This is a genomic window from Rhodococcus sp. PAMC28707, from assembly GCF_004795915.1.
GTDB lineage: Bacteria > Actinomycetota > Actinomycetes > Mycobacteriales > Mycobacteriaceae > Rhodococcoides.
Genome location: NZ_CP039253.1, coordinates 2627162 through 2649674, shown reverse-complemented (window position 1 = coordinate 2649674; position 22513 = coordinate 2627162). Strand labels below are relative to the sequence as shown.

The window sequence follows — 22513 nt, the reverse complement described above, 5'->3', positions numbered from 1 at the left end:
AACGTTGTTCCACAATGATGGAACAACGTTCCAAACATGTCAAGATAGGGCATGGCCACCAAACCGAAGCTCTCCAAGGAACGCATCGTCGAGGCCGCGATCGACATCCTCGACGCCGACGGCGAGGCAGCGCTCACCTTCCGCGCGCTCGCCCTCCGCCTGAGCACCGGAAGCGGCGCGATCTACTGGCACATCGACAACAAACGCGACCTACTTACCGCAGCCACCGAAGACGTCATCACCCACGCAGTGACAGTGACGGTCGGCGAGGAAGACCCCAGAGAGGCAATCCGCGCGATGGCCTCGGGACTGTTCGACGCCATCGACGCCCACCCATGGGCGGGCACCCAACTGGCCGGCGAACCCTGGCAACCGGCTGTCACCCAGATCATCGACGGGATCGGCCGACAGCTTCGGGCACTGAAAGTTCCACAAGACGCACAGTTCGACGCGGTCTCCGCGGTACTGAACTACATCATCGGACTTGCGGCCCAACATGCAGCGGTCGCAAAGCTTCTCACCAGGGAAACCGACCGATCGACATTCCTCGGCAGTATCGCCGATCGGTGGACACAGCTCGATCCCGCGAAGTTTCCGTTCCTGCATCAGGTATCACCGCAGCTACGCGAACACGACGACCGTGAACAATTTCTCGCGGGTATCGACATCTTTCTGGCGGGCGTAGTCACCGCCGATTGAGCAGCCGGGGCGGTTACGCACATGGCGGATGTCTACAACTTTCGGACCCGTCGCCTCAATGGTTCATTCAAGATGACAGATAGCTTGAATGGTCCATTCACGTTGGCAGAGAACATGAATGGACCATTCAAGCAAAAAAGGGACGAGCGGCTAACCCTCAGCCGGCGGCGTCTTCTTCGCGACGGTTTTCTTGGCGGCAACCTTCTTCACCGCGGCCTTCTTCGCGGGCGCCTTCTTGGCTGCAGCCTTCTTGGCCGGTGCCTTCTTGGCCGCAGTCTTCGTTGCGGTCTTGGTGGCGGTGGCCTTCTTGGTCGTCGCCTTCTTGGTGGCCTTCTTCTTCACCGGGCCACGAGCACGCCTGTCCGCCAGCAACTCCGACGCACGATCGTCGGTGATGTCGGCGACGTCGTCGTCCTTGCGCAGGCTGGCGTTGGTTTCCCCGTCGGTCACGTACGGTCCGAATCGGCCGTCCTTGATGACCATCGGCGCTTCGCTGACCGGGTCGATCCCGAGCTCGCGGAGCGGTGGCTTCGCTTCACCCTGGCGTCCGCGACGCTTCGGTTCGGCGTAGATCTTAAGCGCATCTTCCAACGTGACGGTGAACAGTTGTTCCTCGTCGGTGAGCGAGCGGGAGTCGGTGCCCTTCTTCAGATATGGGCCGTAGCGGCCGTTCTGAGCGGTGATCTCCTCTTTCGACTCGGGGTCCACGCCGACCACTCGCGGCAGCGACAGCAACTTGAGCGCGTCGTCGAGCGTGATGGTCGCGAGGTCCATCGACTTGAGTAGTGAGCCTGTACGCGGTTTCGGGCCGGTGGCCTTCTTCGCAGCCTTCTTGGCAGGTGCCTTTTTCGCAGCAGCCTTCTTGACTGCAGTTTTGGTGCCGCCGCCACCGTCTTCACCCTGCGGGATGGGAACGATGTCCGGCTCGGGAGGTGTCGGTTCGGCTGGCGGCTCGGGCAGTATCTCCGTCACGTAAGGACCGAAACGGCCTTCTTTCGCGACGATGTCGTTGCCTGTGAGCGGGTCGGCGCCGAGCTTGCGGCCCTCCTGCGGGGTCGCGAACAGCTTTTCCGCGAACTCGAGCGTCAGATCGTCAGGGGGAAGGTCGTCGGGCAGGTTGGCGCGCTGCGAGATCGGATCCCCGTCGGGATCGTCGTCGTTGCGGACCATCCGCTCGAGATACGGACCGTAGCGGCCGACGCGTACGTGGACTTCGCGTCCCTCGCTGTCGTCGAACAGCCTGATCGAGTTGATCTCGCGTGCGTCGATGGACTCGAGGTTGGTGCCGACCATCTTCTTCAGTCCGCCCGAACGCGCAACAGAACCTTCGGCACCGGTGTCGCCACCGAAGTAGAAGCTGTTGAGCCAATCACCGCGACGTTCGCGACCACCGGCGATGGCGTCGAGATCGTCTTCCATCCCGGCAGTGAAGTCGAAGTCCACGAGTCGACCGAAGTGTGTCTCGAGGAGTGCGACGACCGAGAACGCCACCCACGCCGGCACCAACGCGCTGCCACGTTTGTAGACGTATCCGCGGTCGAGAATGGTCTTGATGATCGAGGCGTACGTCGACGGTCGACCGATCCCCAACTCTTCGAGGGTCTTGATCAGCGAGGCCTCGGTGTACCGTGCCGGCGGGTTGGTCGTATGCCCATCCGGATCGAGCGCGGTAGCGGTCACCGCATGCCCGGCTTTCAACGCAGGAAGTCTGGATTCTGCGTCGTCGGACTGGCCGCCGGCCTCGTCGTCGACACTCTCGACATAGGCCTTCAAGAAGCCTGCGAAAGTGATGGTGCGACCAGCCGCGGAGAACGTGCACTCTTCGCCGGTGCCTGCTGTTCCGGTGATGCGCAACGTAAGAGTCGTGCCGCGAAGGTCCGCCATCTGTGATGCGACCGTGCGCTGCCAGATCAGCTCGTACAGACGGAACTCGTCGGTCTGCAGCGCAGAATGGAGCTGGCCTGGCGTTTGGAATACGTCACCCGCAGGCCTGATGGCCTCGTGTGCCTCCTGCGCGTTCTTGACCTTGCGTGTGTACTGCCTCGGCGACGGATGGACGTACTCTGCACCGTACAGATCGGTTGCCTGCGCCCGCGCTGCTGCAATCGCGGACTCCGACAGGTTCGTGGAGTCGGTACGCATGTAGGTGATGTAGCCGTTTTCGTACAACCGCTGCGCAACGCGCATGGTTCGTTCCGAGCTGAAACGCAGTTTGCGGCCGGCTTCCTGCTGCAGCGTCGACGTCATGAACGGTGGGTACGGTTTGCGGGTGTACGGCTTGTCCTCGGCAGACGCGACGGTCAGGTCGACGCCTTGAAGTGCGTCGGCGAGCCTGCGTGCACGTGGTTCGTCGAGAACGGTCACGGCGTCGGTCTTGAGCTTGCCGTCGGCTCCGAAGTCTCGACCCGACGCGACACGATTGCCATCGACGTTGACCAGACGGGCACCGAAACTGCGCGGTGCCGCATCGGCTCCGGCGTCGAGTGTCGCCGAGATGTCCCAGTACTCGGCTGTGCGGAACGCCATCCGGTCACGCTCACGCTGCACGATGATGCGAGTCGCGACGGACTGGACACGGCCCGCCGAGAGCTTCGGCATGACCTTCTTCCACAGGACCGGACTGACCTCGTAGCCGTACAGGCGATCGAGGATTCGGCGGGTTTCCTGCGCGTCGACAAGGTCCTGGTCGAGTTCACGGGTGTCGGCGGCCGCTGCCAGAATGGCCGGTTTGGTGATCTCGTTGAACACCATGCGTCGAACTGGGATCTTCGGGTTCAGGGTCTCGAGGAGGTGCCAAGCAATGGCTTCACCCTCGCGGTCAGGGTCAGTGGCCAGGTAAAGTTCGTCGGCGTCCTTGAGCAGACTCTTGAGCTCGGCGACCTTGCTTCGCTTCTCCGGCGACACCACGTACAGAGCTTCGAAGTCGTGATCGACATCCACGCCGAGCCTGGCCCAGGGTTCACCCTTGTATTTGGCAGGCACATCGGCCGCTCCACGAGGGAGGTCTCTGATGTGCCCGACGGATGCCTCGACCACGTAGTTCGGACCGAGGTACGGGGCAATCTTCTTCGCCTTGGTCGGGGACTCGACGATGACAAGACGGCGCGGCTCAACAGAGCTGCCGGTGGACCCGTCCCCCGTGCCGTTATTCCGTGTTGCCACCTTGTTGCCGAACCTTTCCTATTGCATTGACTCGAAGCACTCCGTGTGCATTTTTACCGGTCGAATCCGACATTTTCTTTCGGTCCGCCTGGTAACAGAGTGACATACGCCGTCGAAATTCTCGCAGATCGGCTTCTGAACGACCTAGTCGGCGTGCGGCCAGCTGGCACGAGCGTCCGCGTTTTCCGGAGGGGGGCCCACGTTCTCGACCAGCCTCATCATGCGCCTTCGCCCGGAAATTCTCAGGCCCGGCGTCGGACCGCGAGTGCCTATCTGGGTCGGCGCTATTCCGGCACGCATCAGGGCCTGCGCGAGTGGGGCATGTGTTTCCGGGGCATGCGGATCGAGGCCGAGGACGTAACGTTCGCCCTCCGCCTCCGGCTTGCCGGAGGCCAGAACCCAGGCCCGTAACTCACGGGATCCGGGAACCCAGCCGGGTGGCATCGCCTTCACCGCGCCTTTGGTCCATAGCGAGGCCAGCGGTGCCAGGTCCGCGACCGATGCCGTACGAACCAGTGGACGATTTTCTTCCGACCGGCTCAATTCCGAGACCAACCCACATTCGGCGATCAGATCTGCGATCGCCGCGGCGCGCCATTCACTGTCGACGACGACAGATATACGCGCGCCCGCAGCTGACACGACGACCTGTCCCGTCGACGCCAGCAGTCCGCTCAAGTCGGTCACCGATGGGGGCAACGACTCGGCGGAGAAGAACGACAGCTGGTTCACAGTGTGGACAGTAGGACATTGCCGGTCGAACCGACGCCTCATGTGCGCGTTTCGCCCGAGCAGATGACGCGTCGACCCGAAAACAACTCATCCCCCTCTTGTCGTTCGCAGAAAATGCGAACGTTAGAGGGGGATGATGATTGTCGACTCGACCCGTATTGCGGGCGATTGTCGATCAGACCGCGTGAACTCCGGTTGCCTGAGGCCCCTTGGTGCCCTGGCCGACCTCGAACTCGACGCGCTGATTCTCCTCGAGGGTACGGAATCCGTTGCCCTGAATCTCGGAGTAGTGAACGAAGACGTCAGCGGACCCGTCTTCTGGTGCGATGAATCCAAAGCCTTTTTCGGCGTTGAACCACTTCACAGTTCCCTGTGCCATGCTGTTCCTTCTCTTTCTAACACCGGATGCGGTGGACGGCGCATACAGCCCACCGGGCCGGTTCCGACCGTTGTACTTCCTGAATCCCCCTCGTGAGAACCCCTGCAAAACAGAGATCCCTCCAGGAAATGCTCTGAAAAGCACACCGTTCGCAACATTAGTTTCTGCGAACGTGAAACGAACACAGAAGCTGCGACCAAGGCAAGTGAACCATGTTCCCTGCAATCGCAACAGTCAGAATGCGCACTTTCCGAACATTTTGTCGATCTTGACGACCGCGGAGCCGCCCGACGACACCCTCGCATGCCTTCACCAGCAGCGATACCGTCCCACTGCAGGTGACCAACCGACTGACCGATAGCATGAAAACCGCAGGTCGTGGCCCTCGCAAATGTATGCTGTTCGTTCGATTTTCAAGTATGGAGAGCACGTGACCCAACCGGTTCCACAGCAGAGCTACGGTCGCGCACTACTGGACCGAGTGCTCGCCGGCACCCCCTCCGATGAGGATCCGTTGACCCACATCGCGGAGTTACCGGGCCGGGCTTCGCAATTCGTCGACTGGCCGTCGTGGCTGAAGCCCGAAGTAAGCCGCACGCTGATTTCCCGAGGAATCACCCGACCGTGGAGCCATCAGGCTCACGCCGCGACACTTGCCATCGGTGGTCAGCACGTCGTCTTGTCCACCGGTACGGCTTCGGGAAAGTCACTGGCATACCAGATGCCGATCTTGTCGACCCTTCTCGACGAACCTCGCGCGACGGCGCTGTATCTGGCACCGACGAAGGCACTGGGCGCAGACCAACTCCGCAGCACCATCTCCATCACCGACGAGTTACGCACCGAAGCGCCGGAATCGAGTGAGGTCTTCCCGAGCTCGTACGACGGCGACACCCCCATCGAAACCCGACAGTGGGCCCGCGCCAACGCACGCTGGATCTTCACGAACCCAGACATGGTGCACATCGGAATTCTCGGCGCGCACGAGCGGTGGGCAAGATTCTTGCGGAACTTGAAATTCGTGGTCGTCGACGAATGCCACTACTACCGTGGTGTGTTCGGTTCCAATGTGGCACTGATCCTTCGGCGCCTTCGACGCATCTGCGCGCGTTACGGCGCCACACCCACCTTCGTTCTGGCGAGTGCAACGACGGCCGATCCGGGAGCAGCGGCCACCCGCCTCGTCGGCGCTCCCTGTGCACAGGTCACCGAGGACGGATCTCCGCACGGCCCCCGCACAGTGGCATTGTGGGAACCGCCGCTACTGAAAGCGATCACGGGCGAGAACGGGGCGCCGGTTCGCCGGTCGGCAGGCGCTGAAGCGTCGCGGATCATGGCCGACCTCATTATAGAAGGCGCTCGCACACTGACATTCGTCCGATCCAGGCGAGGAGCCGAGGTCACCGCACTCGGCACTCAACGCGTGCTCGCCGACGTCGATCGAGACCTACCAACTCGCGTTGCCGCGTATCGTGCGGGATATCTCGCGGACGATCGACGGAAATTGGAGTCGGATCTTTCCGACGGTACTTTACTCGGCGTCGCCACTACCAACGCTCTCGAATTGGGCGTCGACATCGCCGGTCTCGACGCTGTCATCGTCGCAGGATTTCCCGGGACCGTCGCCTCGTTCTGGCAGCAGGCAGGCCGCTCGGGAAGGCGAGGAGAGGGATCTCTCGTCGTCCTCGTCGGCCGCGACGATCCACTCGACACGTACCTGGTTCACCATCCCGCAGCATTGTTGGACAAGCCCATCGAGGCGACGGTCACCGATCCGACCAACCCGTACATTCTCCGCCCGCAAATACTCTGCGCTGCAGCCGAATTACCGATAACTGCCGAAGAGGCGGTGGAGCTGCAGGCCGAGTCGGTGCTCACCGCTCTGGCTGCCGAAGGGCTGGTTCGCAAACGCCCGCACGGATGGTTCATCACACCCGAGGGACAGAAGAGGACTCCGCATGCCGCCGTGAACATCCGCGGCGGCATCGGCGTTCAGGTCGCCATCGTCGACGGCGGCTCGGGTCGCATGCTCGGGACCGTCGATGGTGGCCGTGCCCCTGCCACAGCGCATCCCGGCGCCGTCCACATTCACCAGGGTGAATCGTTCGTCGTCGACGAGCTCGATCTCGAGGACGGAATAGCACTCGTCCATCCGGAACAGCCCGACTGGAGTACCTCTGCCCGCGAGAGAACCGACATCGTAGTCACGGCCGTGCACTCCCAACAGGATTTCGGCGAGGTGACCACCGCGCTCGCCCAGGTGAACGTCACTCATCAGGTAGTCGGCTATCTTCGACGTCTGCACTCCGGCGAGGTCCTCGATTCCATCGATCTCGACATGCCCGAACAGACATTGGATACACGCGCGGTGATGTACACGATCACACCGGAGCTGCTCGAGGCCAGAGGGATACCGGCGGAACGATTCCCGGGATCACTTCACGCCGCGGAACACGCTGCCATCGGCCTACTTCCGCTCATTGCAACCTGCGATCGCTGGGACATCGGCGGCGTATCGACGGCCCTGCACCCGGACACCGGACTGCCCACGATCTTTGTCTACGACGGTTACGACGGCGGTGCAGGATTCGCGGACCGGGGGCACAGCGCGCTCCGCGAATGGCTGGCCGCGACGAAAGATGCCATCGAATCATGTGAGTGCCAGACCGGCTGTCCCTCCTGCATTCAGTCGCCGAAATGCGGCAACGGTAACGATCCGCTGGACAAGCCTGGCGCCGTCGTGGTGTTGGAAACGGTCCTCGGTGCCCTCCGGGCCGGGCCACGCTGAGGTAACTCCTACCGCGGGTCAGAAGACGTCTGGTTCAATTGCGAACCACTCCGGCGGACCCATCCGCAGTACGAAGGATCCAGGCTGGAGGCATCTTCCTCCAGCCTCTACAACTGCCCCGCCGGGTCGGTGTCCACGATCCCGGGAGCGGTGCCAACGACTTCCGAACGACTTCGTCCCGGTGACAGAGACTGTGTTCTGATTATCGTGATTCAGGTCATAGGGTGGTTCGCCTATGGCGAGCGCGACACTTTCCACCGAGACCGTTCGTCTCGACACAATCCAGGAGGTTCTCAGGTGACACTTTCAAGGCAACGCCGGCGCGGCACGGTGGCCTTTGCCGTCTTGACCAGCGGCCTGTTGTTGGCGGGCTGTGCGAGCGGTGGAGGTAGCAGTTCCGGCCCACAGACCGACCCCGGCGCTGTCGGCGTGATCGGCGATCAGACCGAGGGCGGCACCCCCGTGCAGGGTGGCACGTTGAGCTTTGCCGGTTATGCACCGGTGGCCAGCCTCGACCCGACCAAGACCCAGGCCACTGGCTCGACCGGTGGCACCGAAATGGCAGCGGTCTACGATCTCCTCGTTCGCTACGATTCCGCCTCCGATTCTTACGAGCCGCAACTGGCCAAAGCGCTCACCTCGAGCGACGACTTCAAGACGTGGACCCTGGAGTTGCGCGACGGCGTCACCTTCAGTGACGGCACACCACTCGACGCCAAGGCCGTAGTCGCCAGTACCAATCGCTTCAACGAACGCAAGGGCGGCGGCAGTCAGGCATTCACCGCCGGCGTGAAGTCCGTGGAGGCCACCAACGACTCCACCGTGGTCTACACCATGAACCAGTCGTGGTCCGAGTTCCCCGCGCTTCTCGTCTACGGCCACGGCATGGTCGTCGCACCCAGCTCGGATCAGCCCGACGGCACGTTCAAGCCGATCGGAGCAGGTGCTTTCACATTGGAAAGCCTGACCCCCGGCGCGGACGTGGTAATGAAGGCCCGGCCGGACTACTTCAACGGCAAGCCGCCCCTGGACACACTGAAGTTCGTCACGATCAGTGACGAACAGCCCAAGGTCGACGCCCTCAACGCGGGCGGCCTCGATATGGCATACCTACGCGACGCTGCAGTCGTCGACGAGGCGTCGGCTAACCTTCCGGGTTACTACGAGACGAGCAGTCTCTCCGCGGTGGTCAGTATCAACCAGCGTGAAGGCCGTCCCGCCGCCGACTTACGGGTACGCAAGGCGATGCAGCTGGCCGTCGATCCCGTCGCAATCGATCAGCGCGCACGGGGCGGCAAGGGCATGCCCGGCACCGAGATTTTCCAGCCATGGTCCAAGTGGCACAACGACATTGCACCCGTGGAGATGAACACTGAGGAGGCCAAGGCTCTCGTCGACGCCGCGAAGGCAGACGGCTTCAGCGGCAACATGACCTACTTCACCGCCCAGACGCAGGCGGCCCAGGCCACCGCACTGACAATCCAGGCGATGCTGGCACCGATCGGTATCAACGTCGAAATCGACTACGCGGCATCGGTCACGGACATCGTCAAGCGCCTGTACATCGACAAGGACTTCGACATCGCCACCGGCGCACTCAGCATCCAGGACACGGCGCCTTTCCAGCGCCTGTACGGGGCGTTGAACTCCACATCGACGAACAATATCGGCGGCGTCAACGACCCGAAGATGGACGAGATCGTCGCCAGTGTCCAAACCGCAACTAACGACGAGGCGAAACTCGAGGCGTTGAGCAACCTACAGGTAGAGGTCAACGAGAACGTGCCGTTCCTGGCACTTGCCTCCGGTGCCAACTTCTTGGCGTGGACCGACAGCGTGCACGGCGCAGTGCCAAGCCTGGACGCGATGGTGCTGCTGGACAAGGCCTGGATCGAGTAGTAACCGCTCACCCGTGTCACCTCAACGGCGAGGTGACATGAGCTGGAAAACTGTATATAGAAGGCCGCCTGCCCGGTACGTCAACGCTAGTTGACGTACCGGGCAGTCTGCTGTCCCCACTGTTCGACGGCGTCGGCGGGCCAGCCTTCCTGCTTCACGTCACGGACTGAATGTCTCGTCGAATCACTCAGAGCAACAACATAATCTGGTATTTGGTTCGCCGGAACGAATCTCCGAGTACGCCGGCCGCGAGTGGTCGCCTGCGGCATGGTGCTTGGATGCAACTCAGTCGAAACGATTCCTTCGCCCTTGTCGGCGTCCGCAGTTTCCATCGCAGTCGGGGTGGCGCGGCAGTGGCAGGTGGTAGGAGATACGTTGCGGGCCGCTGGTCCTGTTGCGGTCGGCCCATCTCTTCGCCACGGGTAGGGCATCAGCGACAAACAGCGAGGGCCTCTCGGCTATCGGGGTGCGTGGTACGCACACCGACACCGAGAGGCCCTCGCCTTTCGTCACATCATCCACTACTATCTCGGGAACTACACCTCGTTGGCGCGCTTGCCTTCCCCTGGATTTCCAAACTTCGTGTGCGCGTTCAGGACTCGACCCATGCCTTGTCGAACAGCATGATGCCAGTGGCAGTGGGCACGACTTCGTGCACGTCCGTCTGCCACGCCCAGAACGCGGCAAGCCCGCTGATGGGCACCGATGGCACAGTGTCGTTCCAGAGGGTCTGAACCTGTGCGATCACATCGCGCGCAGCGTCGTCATCGGGAGCCGCTTGCAGCTCCTTCAGCAAGCTATCCATCTCCGGATTCGCATACCCGGCTGTGTTCCTCAACGATGTGCTGGAGAGGACGGACTGCAAACCCGCGTCTGGAATCGACTCGTACAGACCGATCCCGGCATGGGCCAGATCGAACTCATGTTTGACATAGACGCTGTTCAGTAGATCCCCAGCATTGTTGGCGAAGGCAATGTCCACAGTGAAACCGACGGCCTGCAACAACGACTGAACGGCTAGGCCGATCGCTTGATCCTTGGGTTCGTTGAGAACGGTGTACCTCAGACGCCCGTCATAGCCGTCGGCCTTTGCCTCGTTCAGCAACTCGGTGGCCTTGGCCGGATCGTAGACAGGGCCGGCAACATCGGTATGCCATTGCGACGTCTCTCCGAACAGCTCGGATCCGGGAAGGCCCTGACCCTCTTCGGCGCGCTGGTCGATGAGGTCAGGGTCGATGGCCTGCGCAATCGCTTGTCGCACCCGCACATCTGCGCCTGGATAACCCTCGCGGTTGTTGATCAGCTCGGCTCCGCCGGCGTTGAGGACATCGACGAATCCGGGGTAGCCGGCTTCTTTCGCCGAGTTTATTGCTGATCCCAGACCACGGATGTAGGCAACGTCGAGTTGACCGGCTTCCAGCGACTCGAAGTTTGCTTGCGGGCCGTTCAACGCCACCATGCGCAAAGTGTCCAGATGAGGGCGCCCGCCGTAATATTCAGGGTTCGCCGCGAACGTGCGCTCCTCCCCGGGGAGAAATCCTGCCTCGACGAAGGGGCCGGCCCCAACAGCAGTGAACTTCTCACCTTGCTGTGAACCTGGGGCGACGATCATCCCGTGGCCAAACGCCAGCATCGACGGAAACCTAGGCCATGAATTTGCGAGACGGAAGACTACCGTGGAGTTGTCCTGCGCCTCCATCGATTTCACCGACTGCATCCATAGATCTGCACCATTGCCGCCGCCGGAGTTGTAGCGCTCGATACTCGCGACTACCGCTGCAGCATCCAACGGCGTGCCGTCGCTGAAGCGCACTCCCTCACGTAGACGCAGAGTCCATGTCGTGTTGTCTGTGCTTTCCAATGATTCGGCGAGCTGGGGTGAGAACTCCCCGGACTCGGTGTCGTACTTCATGAGCACGTCGTAAACGGCTGCGAGTGCCTCGCCGCCCTGGCCGCCGCGGGCCGTGGCTCGGACCGGGTCCAGCGTCGTGGTGAGAAGTTGTACACCGTAGGTGAGGGTGCCGCCGTCCACCGGATCGCCTGCTTCGGATTGGACGTTCACCAGGCCGGTCTCGTACGTGCCACTACCGGAACCGCCGCCCTCACCGTCGGCCCCGCCCGAGCAAGCTGCGAGTACAACGCTGGCTCCGACCAGAGCGACCGCGAAGCGGCCGGGTCGTCTGATGGCCCGCTGTAGATAATTCACTGAGATCATATGGGTTCCTTATATGTGCGGGCGGTACGACGGTTGAGAACGCCAGACAACGACCCTCTGGGACAGTTCGCCGCGAGGGTGCAGGTGAAAGCTGGGTTTACACGTTGTGGCAGGCCACGAAGTGATCTTTGCCAATCTCCCGCAACAGTGGCTCTTCGGCTGCGCACTGCTCAGTCGCGAGTGGACAGCGGGTCCGAAAACGGCAACCCGACGGTGGGTTCAGGGGAGAGGGCAGGTCGCCCTCGATGATCTCGATCTCGTCCTCCCCATCCCGCGATCGGTTCGGATCCGGAATCGAGTCGAGCAGCAAGCGGGTGTACGGATGTTTGGCGGTGTCTTGGACATTTCCGGTGGGCGCGACCTCACACACCTTGCCCAGGTACATCACCATTATCCGGTCGCTGATGTTCTTCACCACGGCCATGTTGTGGGCGATGAAGATCATCGAGAACTCGAATTCCTTCTTGGTTTTCTCCAGAAGGTTCAAGATCTGTGCCTGCACAGACACATCGAGGCTCGAAACCGGCTCGTCACAGATCAGCAGCTTCGGCCGGAGCATCAATGCGCGTGCGATGCACACACGCTGGCATTGGCCGCCCGACAGTTCGCCCGCCGTCTTCTCCATCACCGCATCTGGATCCAAGCCCACTGCGGTCAACAAATCACGGGTCATGGCCTCGAGCTTGGCCTTGTTCTTCGTCCCCCAGATGCGAGGTCCCTCGGTGACAAGATGTTTGACCTTGCGCCGCGGGTTCAGCGATGAAATCGGGTCCTGCATGATCATCTGCATCTGGTTGCGGGTGATCCGCAGACTCGACGCGGACATGTCTCCGAGGATCATGTCATCGAGCGTCACCTTGCCGGACGTGGGCTTGGGCAACTGCAGGACCGCGCGCCCGGCGGTGGACTTCCCACAGCCCGACTCCCCGACTATGCCCAGTGTCTCCCCTGGGACGAGGTCGAAGCTGATGCCGGAGACCGCGTGCACGGTCTGTTTGCCTGCGGGGAATTCCACCATCAGGTTCTCGACGGTCAAGACCCGCTTCTCGTTTTCGCGCATGTGTGCGGTACCGCTGCCAGCCATTACACAGTCTCCAAGTCCAGCTTGCGTCCGGCCGCGGTGCGCCCGGCCTTCTCGTTGGCGGCCAACGCCGCTGCACCCTCGGCTGTGCCGACGGGGAAGTGACATGCGGCCTCGTGTGGATGCACCGCCGCGGCAGAGTCTGCAGTGGCGACCAGTTCCGGCGGCACCGTAAGACACTTCTCCTGTGCGTACCGGCACCGAGTCGCGAATGAACAACCCTCAGCTGGCTTCGTCATATCCGGCAACCCACCTTCGATGGCCTCGAGGACCGTGTGCGGCGCATCCTCGATTCGCGGGATCGCCGACAACAGCGCCTCGGTGTACGGATGACGCGGCTGCGCGAACAACTGCTGTGTTGGCGCGGTCTCCACAATTCGGCCCGCATACATCACGGCGACGCGGTCCGTCTGGCCGGCGACGACGCCCAGGTCGTGGCTGATCAAGATCCCCGCCATCCCCGTCTCCTTACGGAGCGAGTCGAGCAACGCGAGAATTTGCTTTTGCACCGTCACATCGAGCGCCGTCGTCGGCTCGTCTGCGATGGTCAGGATGGGGTCGCATGCCAACGCCATCGCAATAACTACACGCTGGCGCATACCTCCCGAGAGCTCATGTGGGTATTGGTCCACCCGTCGGGTCGGCTCAGGAATCCGCACCTTACGCAGCAACTCGATCGCCCGCTCTCGGGCCTGCTTCTTGTCCAGGCCCAGATGGGCTCGGATCGACTCGGTAAGGTGCGTGCCGATGTGCTTGAACGGGTTGAGCGCCGTCATCGGGTCCTGGAACACCATCGCGATGTCCTTGCCCCACAGACCCTGCTGTTCCTTGCGGGTAAGCGCCTGCATATCGCGGCCCTGGAACCGAATCTCGCCGGCGACAGTGGTCGCGCCACCGTTGGAGACCAGGCCCATGATGGTCTGCCCGAGCACCGATTTACCGGACCCGGACTCGCCGACCAGGCCCAGGGTCTCGCCCGCGGCGAGGGTCAAGCTCACACGGTCGACGGCGCGCAACTGGCCCCGCTTGGTGCGAAAGTGCGTGGACACATTCTCCACTGTCAGCAGCGGTCCCGCCGCCGCATGGTCTGGCGTTCCGGCGCCTGCCGTCGTAGCGCCCATGCCAGGCTTTTCGTGCTTATTCATCGGTGAACTCCCGCTTTGCCATGTAGGGCCAGGACTGAGGCGATACGGACACTGTCCGCTCTCGCCATCACAGCTTTGCCCGGCGTGAGCCGCCGGTGACCTTCTGCGCCTTTTCGCCGACAATGTTGAACGAGAACACTGTCAAGAACAGGAACATGCCCGGGACCAGTACGACGAACGCGTGCTTCTCGAACACCCCGCCCTGGCCCTCGGCGATCATGTTTCCCCACGTCGGGATCGGCGGCTGGATGCCGAGGCCCAAGAAGCTCAGCGATGCCTCGGCGACAATCATCACCGAGATCATCACCATGCCGAGCGAGGCCAGCGGCAGCGCCACGTTCGGCGCCAGCTCGCGCACCATCACCCGCCAGCGGCTCGCGCCCATCGCGCGGGCTGCGAGGACGAATTCACGTTGGGCGAATGTCAAAGTGTTCGCCCGCGCTATTCGAATCATCGACGGCACCGCAAGCACCGCCAGTGCGAACGCGATGTTGCGCAGGTTCGGCTTGAGCACCGACGCCAACGCGATCAGCAGGATCAACGCGGGTACTGCGAGCAGCGAGTTCGTGAAGATCCCGACGATCGAGTCGACTTTCCCGCCGAAGTAGCCGGCGAGGATGCCGATCGCGCCTCCGACAATCACGCCGATCAGCACAGCGCCGACCGCGACGACGAGGGAGGACCGTGCACCGTAGACGGACCTAGCAAGGAGGTCCAGGCCGAAGTTGTTCGTCCCCAGCGGGTGGCTGGAGAATAGATCCGGCGGGACGTAGCCCTTTGATCCGAGAGTCTTGGAGGTGTCCTGGTACTCAGCAAACGGCAACAGCGGCGCGATGATCGCTACGCCGATGATCAACGCTAGCCACACACACGAGATCACGAACGTCAGATCGAAGTCCGGGCCGAATCGGGCGAGTCCGATCCGTCGCGCGCCCATGTAGATGCCGGCAAGCCCGATGAGACCGACGACGAGACGCACGGCCATCACGACTGGGCCTGCGCCGAGCGCGAAGCCGAGCGCGATCACGCCGATTGCCAGCAGAATGCCGCCACGGACGTACAGCTTTCGGCGTCCGGGCTCGCCGGCAGCCGTGACTGCGGAGTCCTTCACGACCGGATCGGCGACGACCACCGCAGCGCCCTGCGCCATCGCAGGCATGACCTGTTCGGGGTCGTTGAGGTCGGGGTGGGAGATATTAGACATGGGCTCGTCGGCTCCTCGGGTCGAGATATCCATAGGAGATATCGATGATGCCGTTAGCCACCACGTAGATGAGCGCGATCACCAGTACAGCTCCCTGCACCATCGGCATATCGCCCTGCTGCGCGGCCCGCACGATCAGCGAACCCATTCCCGGCAGCGAGAACAACGTCTCGATGATGACGGTGGAGCCGATCATGGAACCCAGCACCAGACCGAGCATCGTGATCAGGGAAAACGAGGATGGACGGAACGCATCGGAGATCAGCAGCCTCAGGTTCGAGGTGCCCTTCGCCTTCGATACCAGGATGAAGTTCTCCTGCAGGGTCGTGATCAGGTCACTGCGCAAGATGCGCAGGAACATCGCCATCTCCAGCAGGCTGATCGTAACGGCCGGCAGGATCGCGTGGTACAGGTTGTCGGCAAGTCCCCCCTCGGACACACGAACCCACTGCGAGCGCGGAAACCAGCCGAGGTTGTTGACGAACAACATGATCAGCAGCAAGCCGGACAGGAAGGTCGGGATCGACAGGACGCCGAACGTAGTGGCACTGATGACGCGGTCGATCAGACCACCGCTATGACGCGCGGACCACATCGCCAACGGGATAGACACTGCCAGTGCAATGAACAGCCCCATGGCCGCCAACTGCACACTTACCGGCAGCGCTGCGACGATGCGCTCCGTCACGTCCGACTGCGGCGGCACCAGAGAACGGCCCAGATCGCCCTGCAAAGCGGACGAGAGCCAATCCCAGTAGCGGCTGAGGAACGAATTGTCCAAGCCCATTTCGAAGCGTGCCTGGGCGTACTCCTCAGGGGTACGCCCCTCGCCCAGTGCCGCCACCGAGGGGTCACCGGGAATCAGCGACACAAGTCCGAACGTGCCGAGACTGACGACGAACAGCACAACAATCAGCTCGCCAATTTTTTTGAACACAACCTTGGTCATTGCTGGCGTTGCCTCCTTTCTCTGTTCATCCGTTCATCCTCACTTCAATACGATTGCTCCGCTGGCCGCGCTTGCGGCAACGAAGACTTGGGCGGGTATTTGCCGGCACCGCGTTGGTACAGGGCCGAGATGAAAACGACAGCTTTCGCTGTGCCGTGCGTCTCATTATGACTGCTCACATACTTCTCTCACATTCAGTCTCACTGGGCGGGACTGCCCACGATCGGTTAGGTCACGAAGGGAACCGAGTCAAGCCAGGCGTGGTCACCGGGCACGCCTTCTACGTGATTGCGCCCCCCATCGACACCTTCACGCCGGCCCTGCCCGTGCCGACGCGACCGCGTCGGCGATCCCGAATCGCCCGAGCGGGAGGGTGATCGTCACGGTGACCACGACGTCCCAGCCGTCCACGGCGCAGTCCGTCATCTCGCCCTTCGAGCGCCCTACGATCTCCTGCGCCGCCGCACACGCATCCCCGATGCCTCGGCTCAACTCCCCTGCTGCCGCGAGAGCAGACAGGTCCGCAGCCGACTGTGCCTGATGCCGGGCACCGACCGCCGAACCGACGTGAACGATCGCCACCACGAGCACCAGCAATGCGGCCAGTGCAGCTGCAGCAAGAACCGTCACCCCGCCTTCCTCGCTGGACACCGTCATTCCACAGCGTCCGGTTCGATCGCGGCGACCGCTTCGGCACCGACCGTCAGACCCGGCAGCGGAGTATCGGACTGCACGCGGGCTGTCACGAACCCGTCGTGTTCGGTGACGGTGATCCGCGCCCCGCTCGGCGCCACCGACTGGGCAACCGATACCGCATCACCCCTGGCCGCCAATCGCGCCGCCTCCCGCGCCGCGTCCACACAGCGGATATGCATCGACACAGCAAGTATCGCTCCGATACAGGTCACGACGACCGTGACGATGGACGCGATGGCGATAGCCGCCTCCACCGTCACGGCGCCATCGTCGGCTAGACAGCTGTCTTGAGTGCTCGGTCGATGATTCCGGTCAACGAACTCACGATCGAATCGCCCGTCACCACTGTGTAGAGAATCGCTCCGAACGCCGCAGCGGCGATCGTGCCGATTGCGTACTCTGCCGTCGACATTCCATCGTCCTCTGCCGCGGCCAAGATCAATCTCGTCTGAAACTCTCGAATCATCCTGTGCACCATACCCATTCCCTCCCTCGACCTCCGAGACGGCGGTTCCGCCTCGGAATCCTCTGTGTCTCGTCACAGCGATACTTGGGTGCTCACAGCAGTCCCCCACCCAGTACGTTCCCGGCGAGTCCGATGACGACGGGAACGATCCCGAGGCACACGAACGCCGGTAGAAAGCACAGGCCGAGCGGCCCACTGATCAATACCCCTGCACGTTCGGCCGCGGCTGCCGACGAGTCCTCGGTCTGTGCACGCTGTGCCTCGGCAAGCTCGGAAATCCCCTGCGCCAACGACGCTCCCGATCTCGCCGATCGCCGCGCCATTCGCGCGAGCGACTCGATGTCGGGCCTGGCGGCTACTGGCTCCCACGCGGCAGCGGGGTCCGCGCCCAGCGCGAGTAGGTCTGCGGTGGTCCGCAATGCCCGGGCGAAGGGCTCGTTCGTCGACTCGGAAACCGCAGCGGCTGCGATGCCCACTGGAAGCCCGCCGCGCAAACATGCAGCCAACAGATCGAACGTGGTCGCAACCGAATGCGGATCGGCGCTGTCGGTGTCGTCTACGCCCTTCTCGACGAGTGGTTCCTTGGACGCGATACGAGAGACGTACGAGGGAGTTGTTGGGATCACGGCGAGAGATGCCGCCGCGCACACCGCCGCCACCCACATCACCGACACACCTTTTCGGTGATCGCATCGGTCCACATCAGCCCGGCGCACGCCAACATCGAGCCGAGCACCAGAAGGACTCCACCCAGGCCGCCGCCGAACAACACACCGATCGGGGATGCCCCCATGAATTGACCAAGGATGACCCCGAGGACCGGCAGACCCGACAACACCGTTCCCGTCGCACGGGCACCCGCCAGGCTCGCCTCGGTTCGATCGCGAAATCGACTCCTACCCAACAGGTCCTGCCGCGCTGCGCCGAGCAGATCGGCAAGTCCCAATCCGCGGGTGTCCGCGATGCTCCAGGCTGCGGACAATCGTGAAAGTTCCACTCGGACCGGCGAATCCTGGACGAACAAGCCCGCACTCGCATCACCACCCAGACGCGCACGCCCAGCTGCGGTTTCGAACGCGAGAGCCACGCTTCCACTGCAATCGGCAGCAGCACTCGCACAGGCCAGCGCCGGATGTGAGCCGACTCGAAGCTCACCGATGACGACGTCGAGTCCAGCAATGAGCGAGTCGAGCTCTCTGCGATGCGCCCTGCGCCGCTGAGCCTTCTTCCTCCGGCGGGCCACCGTTGCGCCGACGACAATGGCTGCGCAGAGCGCATGCAGGCCACCCGCCACCACGGCGAGGACGAGCCCCATCGCCAGCGTCGACGCGAGACCCACTGCCCGAGAGCGTGTTCGATCTACACCGGCGGCTTTGCCCATCAGCAACGAAGGCACTCGCACTCGTGGGCGCGGTAGCACCAGAAGTGCTGCCGCACAGGAGAGAACACCCAATGCAGTCATAACCGTGTCAACCGTTGTTCGAGGAGTGCGTCCAGCCTTTCTCGGCCGCGGTGCACACCGCCGTCCACACTCCACGCGGACACCATCTGCACACGACCGGAATCATCGGGAACGACCACGGCAATTTCCCGCAACCGACGCCGACCATCGAATGAGCGATGCACATGCAGGACCACCTGTACCGCGGCCGCGAGTTGACTGTGCAGAGCCGCACGATCCAACCCACCCAGTGCGGCAAGAGCTTCCAGGCGTGCGGGCACCTCGGCGGGAGAGTTGGCGTGAATCGTGCCCGCTCCGCCGTCATGACCGGTGTTCAGCGCGGTGAGCAGGTCGACGACCTCTGCACCGCGAACCTCTCCGACAACGAGCCGGTCCGGCCGCATCCGCAGCGCTTGACGAACAAGCTGCCGAACGGTGACCTCGCCGACGCCCTCGACGTTGGGCGCCCGAGCAACCATTCGAACGACGTGCGGATGCGACGGCGCCAACTCGGCAGCATCCTCGACGCACACGATGCGCTCGCTGCGCGCGACCTCGCCCAACATGGCAGCCAGCAACGTGGTCTTTCCGGCGCCGGTGCCGCCGATGACCAGAAATGCCAAGCGCGCCTCGATGATCCGCTTCACCAGAGCGAGAGCACTCGGCTCGAGTGCTCCACGGTCGGCCAAGGCTGCGAGCCCCTGGGTGGTCGGGCGCAACACGCGCAGCGACAGACAGGTACCGCCTCGCGCGACGGGCGACAGCACCGCATGCAGTCGGACACCGAAAGTGCCGTCGCCCACTCCGGGTAGCTGCCCGTCGACCCACGGTTGAGCGTCGTCGAGCCGTCGGCCCGCGGACAGTGCCAGTCGCTGCGCGAGGCGTCGTACCGCAGCCTCGTCGGCGAAACGTATGTCGGCGCGCTCGAGTCCCGCGCCGCGGTCGACCCATACTTCGTCCGGTGCCGTGACCAGAACGTCGGCGACACTGGCATCGAGTAGCAGAGTCTCCAGCGGCCCGGCACCGGTCAACTCGGTCTGCAGGACACGGAGCGCCGCCAAGAGATCGGTATCGCTCAGTACCCCGCCCGCTTCGATTCTGATGGCTGCAGCGACCAACGCGGGCGTCGGTTCACCCGTCGTGTGGACGAGCCTGTCGCGAACGCGGTCCAACAACTCCGGCGTGACGACAGCGCTCATGCCGCCCACCGCCTCGGTGCCGGCTTGCGCGCGAAAGTCGCGAGAATCGACTCGGTGGCATCGGTGAGAGGCGATCGACGTCCGAGCCCGAGGCCTCCACGTTCGATGCGCTGCGCCAAGCCTGGCTCGGGTCGCATCGTGGCCAGCAGGGGCAACCGGAGGGCGTCGGCGATGTCGGCGCCGCGCAATCCCCCGGGCGCGGGCCCTCGCACGACCAGTCCAACGTTCGAATTACGGCCACGGAGGTAACCGAGAAGGTTCTCTGCGCCCGCGACGGCTGCGATCTCGGCGGGGACGACCAATACCACCAGGTCCGCGGCGTCGTGGAAGACGTCCGTGTGCGGACCGGGGTGCCGTGGAACGTCGCACACGACCAGATCTCCGGATCGGCGTCCGGCATCGACCACCGCGGCACATGCCGTTGCGTCCAGGCCCGAAGATCCCGAGTCTGCTCGGCCGGCCGACAGGACCGCCAACGAGGCGCTCGACGGCAACGCACCATGTAGGGCGTCACCGGAGATCCGGCCTGCCTCGACGACGAGCCCGGACCATCGCAGGCCCGGCCGATCTTCCCAGCCGAGCAGGAGGTCGAGTCCTGGGCCGTAGCTGTCACCGTCGACCAACAGCGTTCGAGATCCTGACGCGGACGCCGACAGTGCCAACGCCACGGCGAGCGTCGACGTTCCAGCACCACCTCTGCCACCGACGACAGTGATAACTCCGCCGTCGCCCTCGGTCCGATCGTGTTCTCGTCCGAGGAGCCCGATCAACGTTGCTTCGTCTTGCGGAAGTCCCAGGACGTGTGATGCTCCGACGGCAGTGGCAGCACGCCATTGCTCGACGCCCGGTTCTCTTCGGCCCAACACGAAAATCGCGTCGCGGCGGGGCAGTCTTCGGGACGATGCCTCGCGTGCGTGGTCGACATCGAGGAGTATCGCGTCGGCTTCATCCCACTCGATCCTGCTCGGCGGAGTCCCTAACCCGGCGTTACCGACTGGTAAGTTCCTTTCCAGCACAGCGCATTCGGCTGCCGCAGCGATCCTGAGTACTTCGTCGCGCAGCACGGGGTCGCCGGTGGACAACACAATCGGGCGCCGAGCCGGCGACTTGTCCTGGAATTCCATGAGTGCGAGCCTGCAGCGAATTGCGCTCGAAGAACACAGTGTTCATACCGAATGTGGACAACTCGCAAGGTGTGGATGCAATTCTGCACACCCGTACCAATTCGCGACTTTCCCCTACAACGAGGACGACCCTCGCCAGGGGGGAGGAGGCGAGGGCCGTCGAGTTCAGCCCCGGGGGGTCGGGCTGAACTTGCCCGGACGAATCCGGACAGGTCGATACTACACCTGGCGAAGACGGTGTTTGCAAGTTCAACATTCGTTCTTACTCAGTGAGACAAACCGGGAAATCGCCGAAAAAATGAACGCTCTAGTCTTGAGTCCGTGACCACCAGCGCCGGCATCGACAACGCCGAAACCCACCGCCCAGTTGGAAAAATCGCAGCATTCTTCGACCTGGACAAGACGATCATCGCCAAGTCGAGCACGCTCGCCTTCAGTAAACCGTTTTTCGATCAGGGACTGATAAACAGGCGAGCCGTACTCAAAAGCAGCTATGCGCAATTCTTGTTCCTGTTATCCGGTGCCGATCACGACCAAATGGAGCGAATGCGCGCCCATATCGCCGCAATGTCCGCCGGATGGGACGTCGAACAAATTCGGTCGATCGTTGCAGAAACATTGCACGACATAGTGGATCCGCTGGTATTCGCCGAAGCAGCGGACTTGATCGCAGACCACAAACTCCGCGGACACGACATCGTGATCGTCTCCGCATCCGGTGAAGAGATCGTCGGCCCAATCGCCGAAGCACTCGGTGCAGACATCAGTACCGCCACGCAGATGGAGGTCGAGAACGGCCGATACAACGGAACCGTCGCCTTCTACTGCTACGGTGAGGGCAAGGTCGAAGCGATGAACGAACTCGCCGAGTCCCGAAATTACGACCTGTCAAGGTGTTTCGCGTATTCGGACTCGATCACGGACCTTCCCATGCTTCATGCCGTCGGCAATCCGACTGCCGTCAATCCCGACCGGGCGCTCCGCAAGGAGGCCGCGTCGCTCGGCTGGCCGATTCTGACTTTTTCCAATCCGGTCTCACTTCGATCACGCATCCAAGCACCATCGGGCACAACCGTGGCAGCAAGTGCCGCAGTCTTTTTCAGTGCACTGCTGGCCGGGACGGTTACTTACGGATTGTTGAAAAGAAAACGGTGACGCACCCCTTGCTGTGAGCGCCGTCACGGGGTACAAAGGACTTACGGAAGAACGGAAGGCCAAGATCGAACCGGAAGAGAAGGTTCCCTCTCCCAACCGCGATTCCCAGCACGGACACCAGGCACCCACGCTGAGCTCGCCGCTGACATGGCAAAAGCGCTGTGGGTCTGCGAGATTCG

19 protein-coding genes are annotated in these 22513 nt (G+C 62.8%); 4 read left to right on the top strand and 15 right to left on the bottom strand.

The features are described from left to right. Positions 1 to 51 precede the first annotated feature (51 nt). Positions 52 to 699 carry a TetR/AcrR family transcriptional regulator C-terminal domain-containing protein gene (locus E5720_RS11990; protein ID WP_084345597.1) on the top strand — a complete coding sequence of 216 codons (648 nt, stop codon included), beginning with the start codon at positions 52 to 54 and terminating at the stop codon, positions 697 to 699. 150 nt (positions 700 to 849) lie between these two features. Here the strand turns inward: E5720_RS11990 and topA are convergent, their stop codons facing one another. The 3 genes from topA to E5720_RS11975 form a co-directional block, all read right to left on the bottom strand. Next, positions 850 to 3861 (bottom strand): type I DNA topoisomerase, encoded by a 3012-nt coding sequence (topA, locus tag E5720_RS11985; RefSeq protein WP_136170835.1) that lies wholly within the window; start codon positions 3859 to 3861, stop codon positions 850 to 852. Between the two features lie 144 nt (positions 3862 to 4005). Then, positions 4006 to 4593 carry a hypothetical protein gene (locus E5720_RS11980; protein ID WP_136170834.1) on the bottom strand — a complete coding sequence of 196 codons (588 nt, stop codon included), beginning with the start codon at positions 4591 to 4593 and terminating at the stop codon, positions 4006 to 4008. Positions 4594 to 4768: 175 nt separating this feature from the next. Then, entirely contained in the window at positions 4769 to 4972 is a 204-nt protein-coding gene (locus tag E5720_RS11975; protein ID WP_084345600.1) for a cold-shock protein, read from the bottom strand. A gap of 430 nt (positions 4973 to 5402) precedes the next feature. Here E5720_RS11975 and E5720_RS11970 point away from each other — a divergent pair, with 430 nt between their 5' ends. Then, positions 5403 to 7760 carry a DEAD/DEAH box helicase gene (locus E5720_RS11970; protein ID WP_247595934.1) on the top strand — a complete coding sequence of 786 codons (2358 nt, stop codon included), beginning with the start codon at positions 5403 to 5405 and terminating at the stop codon, positions 7758 to 7760. 297 nt (positions 7761 to 8057) lie between these two features. Further along, on the top strand, positions 8058 to 9659 hold the full coding sequence (locus E5720_RS11965) for an ABC transporter substrate-binding protein (protein ID WP_136170832.1): 1602 nt from the start codon (positions 8058 to 8060) through the stop codon (positions 9657 to 9659). Between the two features lie 592 nt (positions 9660 to 10251). Here E5720_RS11965 and E5720_RS11960 read toward each other — a convergent pair. The 12 genes from E5720_RS11960 to ssd form a co-directional block, all read right to left on the bottom strand. Next, positions 10252 to 11874, bottom strand: a complete 1623-nt coding sequence (locus tag E5720_RS11960; RefSeq protein WP_136170831.1) for an ABC transporter substrate-binding protein — start codon at positions 11872 to 11874, stop codon at positions 10252 to 10254. A 97-nt stretch (positions 11875 to 11971) separates the two neighbouring features. Then, entirely contained in the window at positions 11972 to 12958 is a 987-nt protein-coding gene (locus tag E5720_RS11955; RefSeq protein ID WP_136170830.1) for an oligopeptide/dipeptide ABC transporter ATP-binding protein, read from the bottom strand. Continuing rightward, positions 12958 to 14076, bottom strand: coding sequence for an ABC transporter ATP-binding protein (locus tag E5720_RS11950; protein WP_136172638.1), 1119 nt, complete (start codon positions 14074 to 14076; stop codon positions 12958 to 12960). The genes E5720_RS11955 and E5720_RS11950 overlap by 1 nt, the downstream gene beginning before the upstream one ends. A gap of 91 nt (positions 14077 to 14167) precedes the next feature. Further along, positions 14168 to 15304 carry an ABC transporter permease gene (locus E5720_RS11945; protein ID WP_247595933.1) on the bottom strand — a complete coding sequence of 379 codons (1137 nt, stop codon included), beginning with the start codon at positions 15302 to 15304 and terminating at the stop codon, positions 14168 to 14170. After that, the gene (locus E5720_RS11940) at positions 15297 to 16253 is read right to left on the bottom strand and encodes an ABC transporter permease (protein WP_136170829.1); all 957 of its coding nucleotides are present in this window, start codon (positions 16251 to 16253) and stop codon (positions 15297 to 15299) included. Before E5720_RS11940 ends, E5720_RS11945 begins: the two co-directional genes overlap by 8 nt. Positions 16254 to 16562: 309 nt before the next feature. Then, complete coding sequence (locus tag E5720_RS11935; protein ID WP_136170828.1) at positions 16563 to 16910, bottom strand: Rv3654c family TadE-like protein; 348 nt, start codon at positions 16908 to 16910, stop codon at positions 16563 to 16565. Further along, on the bottom strand, positions 16907 to 17203 hold the full coding sequence (locus tag E5720_RS11930; protein ID WP_136172636.1) for a TadE family type IV pilus minor pilin: 297 nt from the start codon (positions 17201 to 17203) through the stop codon (positions 16907 to 16909). The genes E5720_RS11935 and E5720_RS11930 overlap by 4 nt, the downstream gene beginning before the upstream one ends. Before the next feature lie 20 nt (positions 17204 to 17223). Further along, positions 17224 to 17415: a DUF4244 domain-containing protein gene (locus E5720_RS11925; protein ID WP_247595932.1), complete on the bottom strand. Its 192-nt coding sequence runs from the start codon at positions 17413 to 17415 to the stop codon at positions 17224 to 17226. Between the two features lie 92 nt (positions 17416 to 17507). Beyond that, on the bottom strand, positions 17508 to 18080 hold the full coding sequence (locus E5720_RS11920) for a type II secretion system F family protein (RefSeq protein WP_136172635.1): 573 nt from the start codon (positions 18078 to 18080) through the stop codon (positions 17508 to 17510). Then, positions 18080 to 18877, bottom strand: a complete 798-nt coding sequence (locus E5720_RS11915; protein ID WP_136170826.1) for a type ii secretion system integral membrane subunit — start codon at positions 18875 to 18877, stop codon at positions 18080 to 18082. The genes E5720_RS11920 and E5720_RS11915 overlap by 1 nt, the downstream gene beginning before the upstream one ends. Next, positions 18874 to 20055 (bottom strand): TadA family conjugal transfer-associated ATPase, encoded by a 1182-nt coding sequence (locus E5720_RS11910; RefSeq protein ID WP_168708337.1) that lies wholly within the window; start codon positions 20053 to 20055, stop codon positions 18874 to 18876. Before E5720_RS11910 ends, E5720_RS11915 begins: the two co-directional genes overlap by 4 nt. After that, on the bottom strand, positions 20052 to 21179 hold the full coding sequence (gene ssd, locus E5720_RS11905; RefSeq protein ID WP_136170824.1) for a septum site-determining protein Ssd: 1128 nt from the start codon (positions 21177 to 21179) through the stop codon (positions 20052 to 20054). Before ssd ends, E5720_RS11910 begins: the two co-directional genes overlap by 4 nt. 321 nt (positions 21180 to 21500) lie before the next feature. Here ssd and E5720_RS11900 point away from each other — a divergent pair, with 321 nt between their 5' ends. Beyond that, entirely contained in the window at positions 21501 to 22334 is an 834-nt protein-coding gene (locus E5720_RS11900; protein ID WP_136170823.1) for an HAD-IB family hydrolase, read from the top strand. Positions 22335 to 22513 lie beyond the last annotated feature (179 nt).

Bases quoted from the DNA above. Each gene is read 5' to 3' on its own strand.
- E5720_RS11920 (WP_136172635.1), bottom strand. From the start codon at position 18,080: ATGTGGGTGGCGGCGGTGTGCGCGGCGGCATCTCTCGCCGTGATCCCA.
- E5720_RS11975 (WP_084345600.1), bottom strand. From the start codon at position 4,972: ATGGCACAGGGAACTGTGAAGTGGTTCAACGCCGAAAAAGGCTTTGGA.
- E5720_RS11955 (WP_136170830.1), bottom strand. From the start codon at position 12,958: ATGGCTGGCAGCGGTACCGCACACATGCGCGAAAACGAGAAGCGGGTC.
- E5720_RS11940 (WP_136170829.1), bottom strand. From the start codon at position 16,253: ATGACCAAGGTTGTGTTCAAAAAAATTGGCGAGCTGATTGTTGTGCTG.
- E5720_RS11935 (WP_136170828.1), bottom strand. From the start codon at position 16,910: ATGACGGTGTCCAGCGAGGAAGGCGGGGTGACGGTTCTTGCTGCAGCT.
- E5720_RS11945 (WP_247595933.1), bottom strand. From the start codon at position 15,304: ATGTCTAATATCTCCCACCCCGACCTCAACGACCCCGAACAGGTCATG.
- E5720_RS11990 (WP_084345597.1), top strand. From the start codon at position 52: ATGGCCACCAAACCGAAGCTCTCCAAGGAACGCATCGTCGAGGCCGCG.
- E5720_RS11950 (WP_136172638.1), bottom strand. From the start codon at position 14,076: ATGGGCGCTACGACGGCAGGCGCCGGAACGCCAGACCATGCGGCGGCG.
- E5720_RS11915 (WP_136170826.1), bottom strand. From the start codon at position 18,877: ATGACTGCATTGGGTGTTCTCTCCTGTGCGGCAGCACTTCTGGTGCTA.
- E5720_RS11960 (WP_136170831.1), bottom strand. From the start codon at position 11,874: ATGATCTCAGTGAATTATCTACAGCGGGCCATCAGACGACCCGGCCGC.
- E5720_RS11925 (WP_247595932.1), bottom strand. From the start codon at position 17,415: ATGATTCGAGAGTTTCAGACGAGATTGATCTTGGCCGCGGCAGAGGAC.
- E5720_RS11910 (WP_168708337.1), bottom strand. From the start codon at position 20,055: ATGAGCGCTGTCGTCACGCCGGAGTTGTTGGACCGCGTTCGCGACAGG.
- ssd (WP_136170824.1), bottom strand. From the start codon at position 21,179: ATGGAATTCCAGGACAAGTCGCCGGCTCGGCGCCCGATTGTGTTGTCC.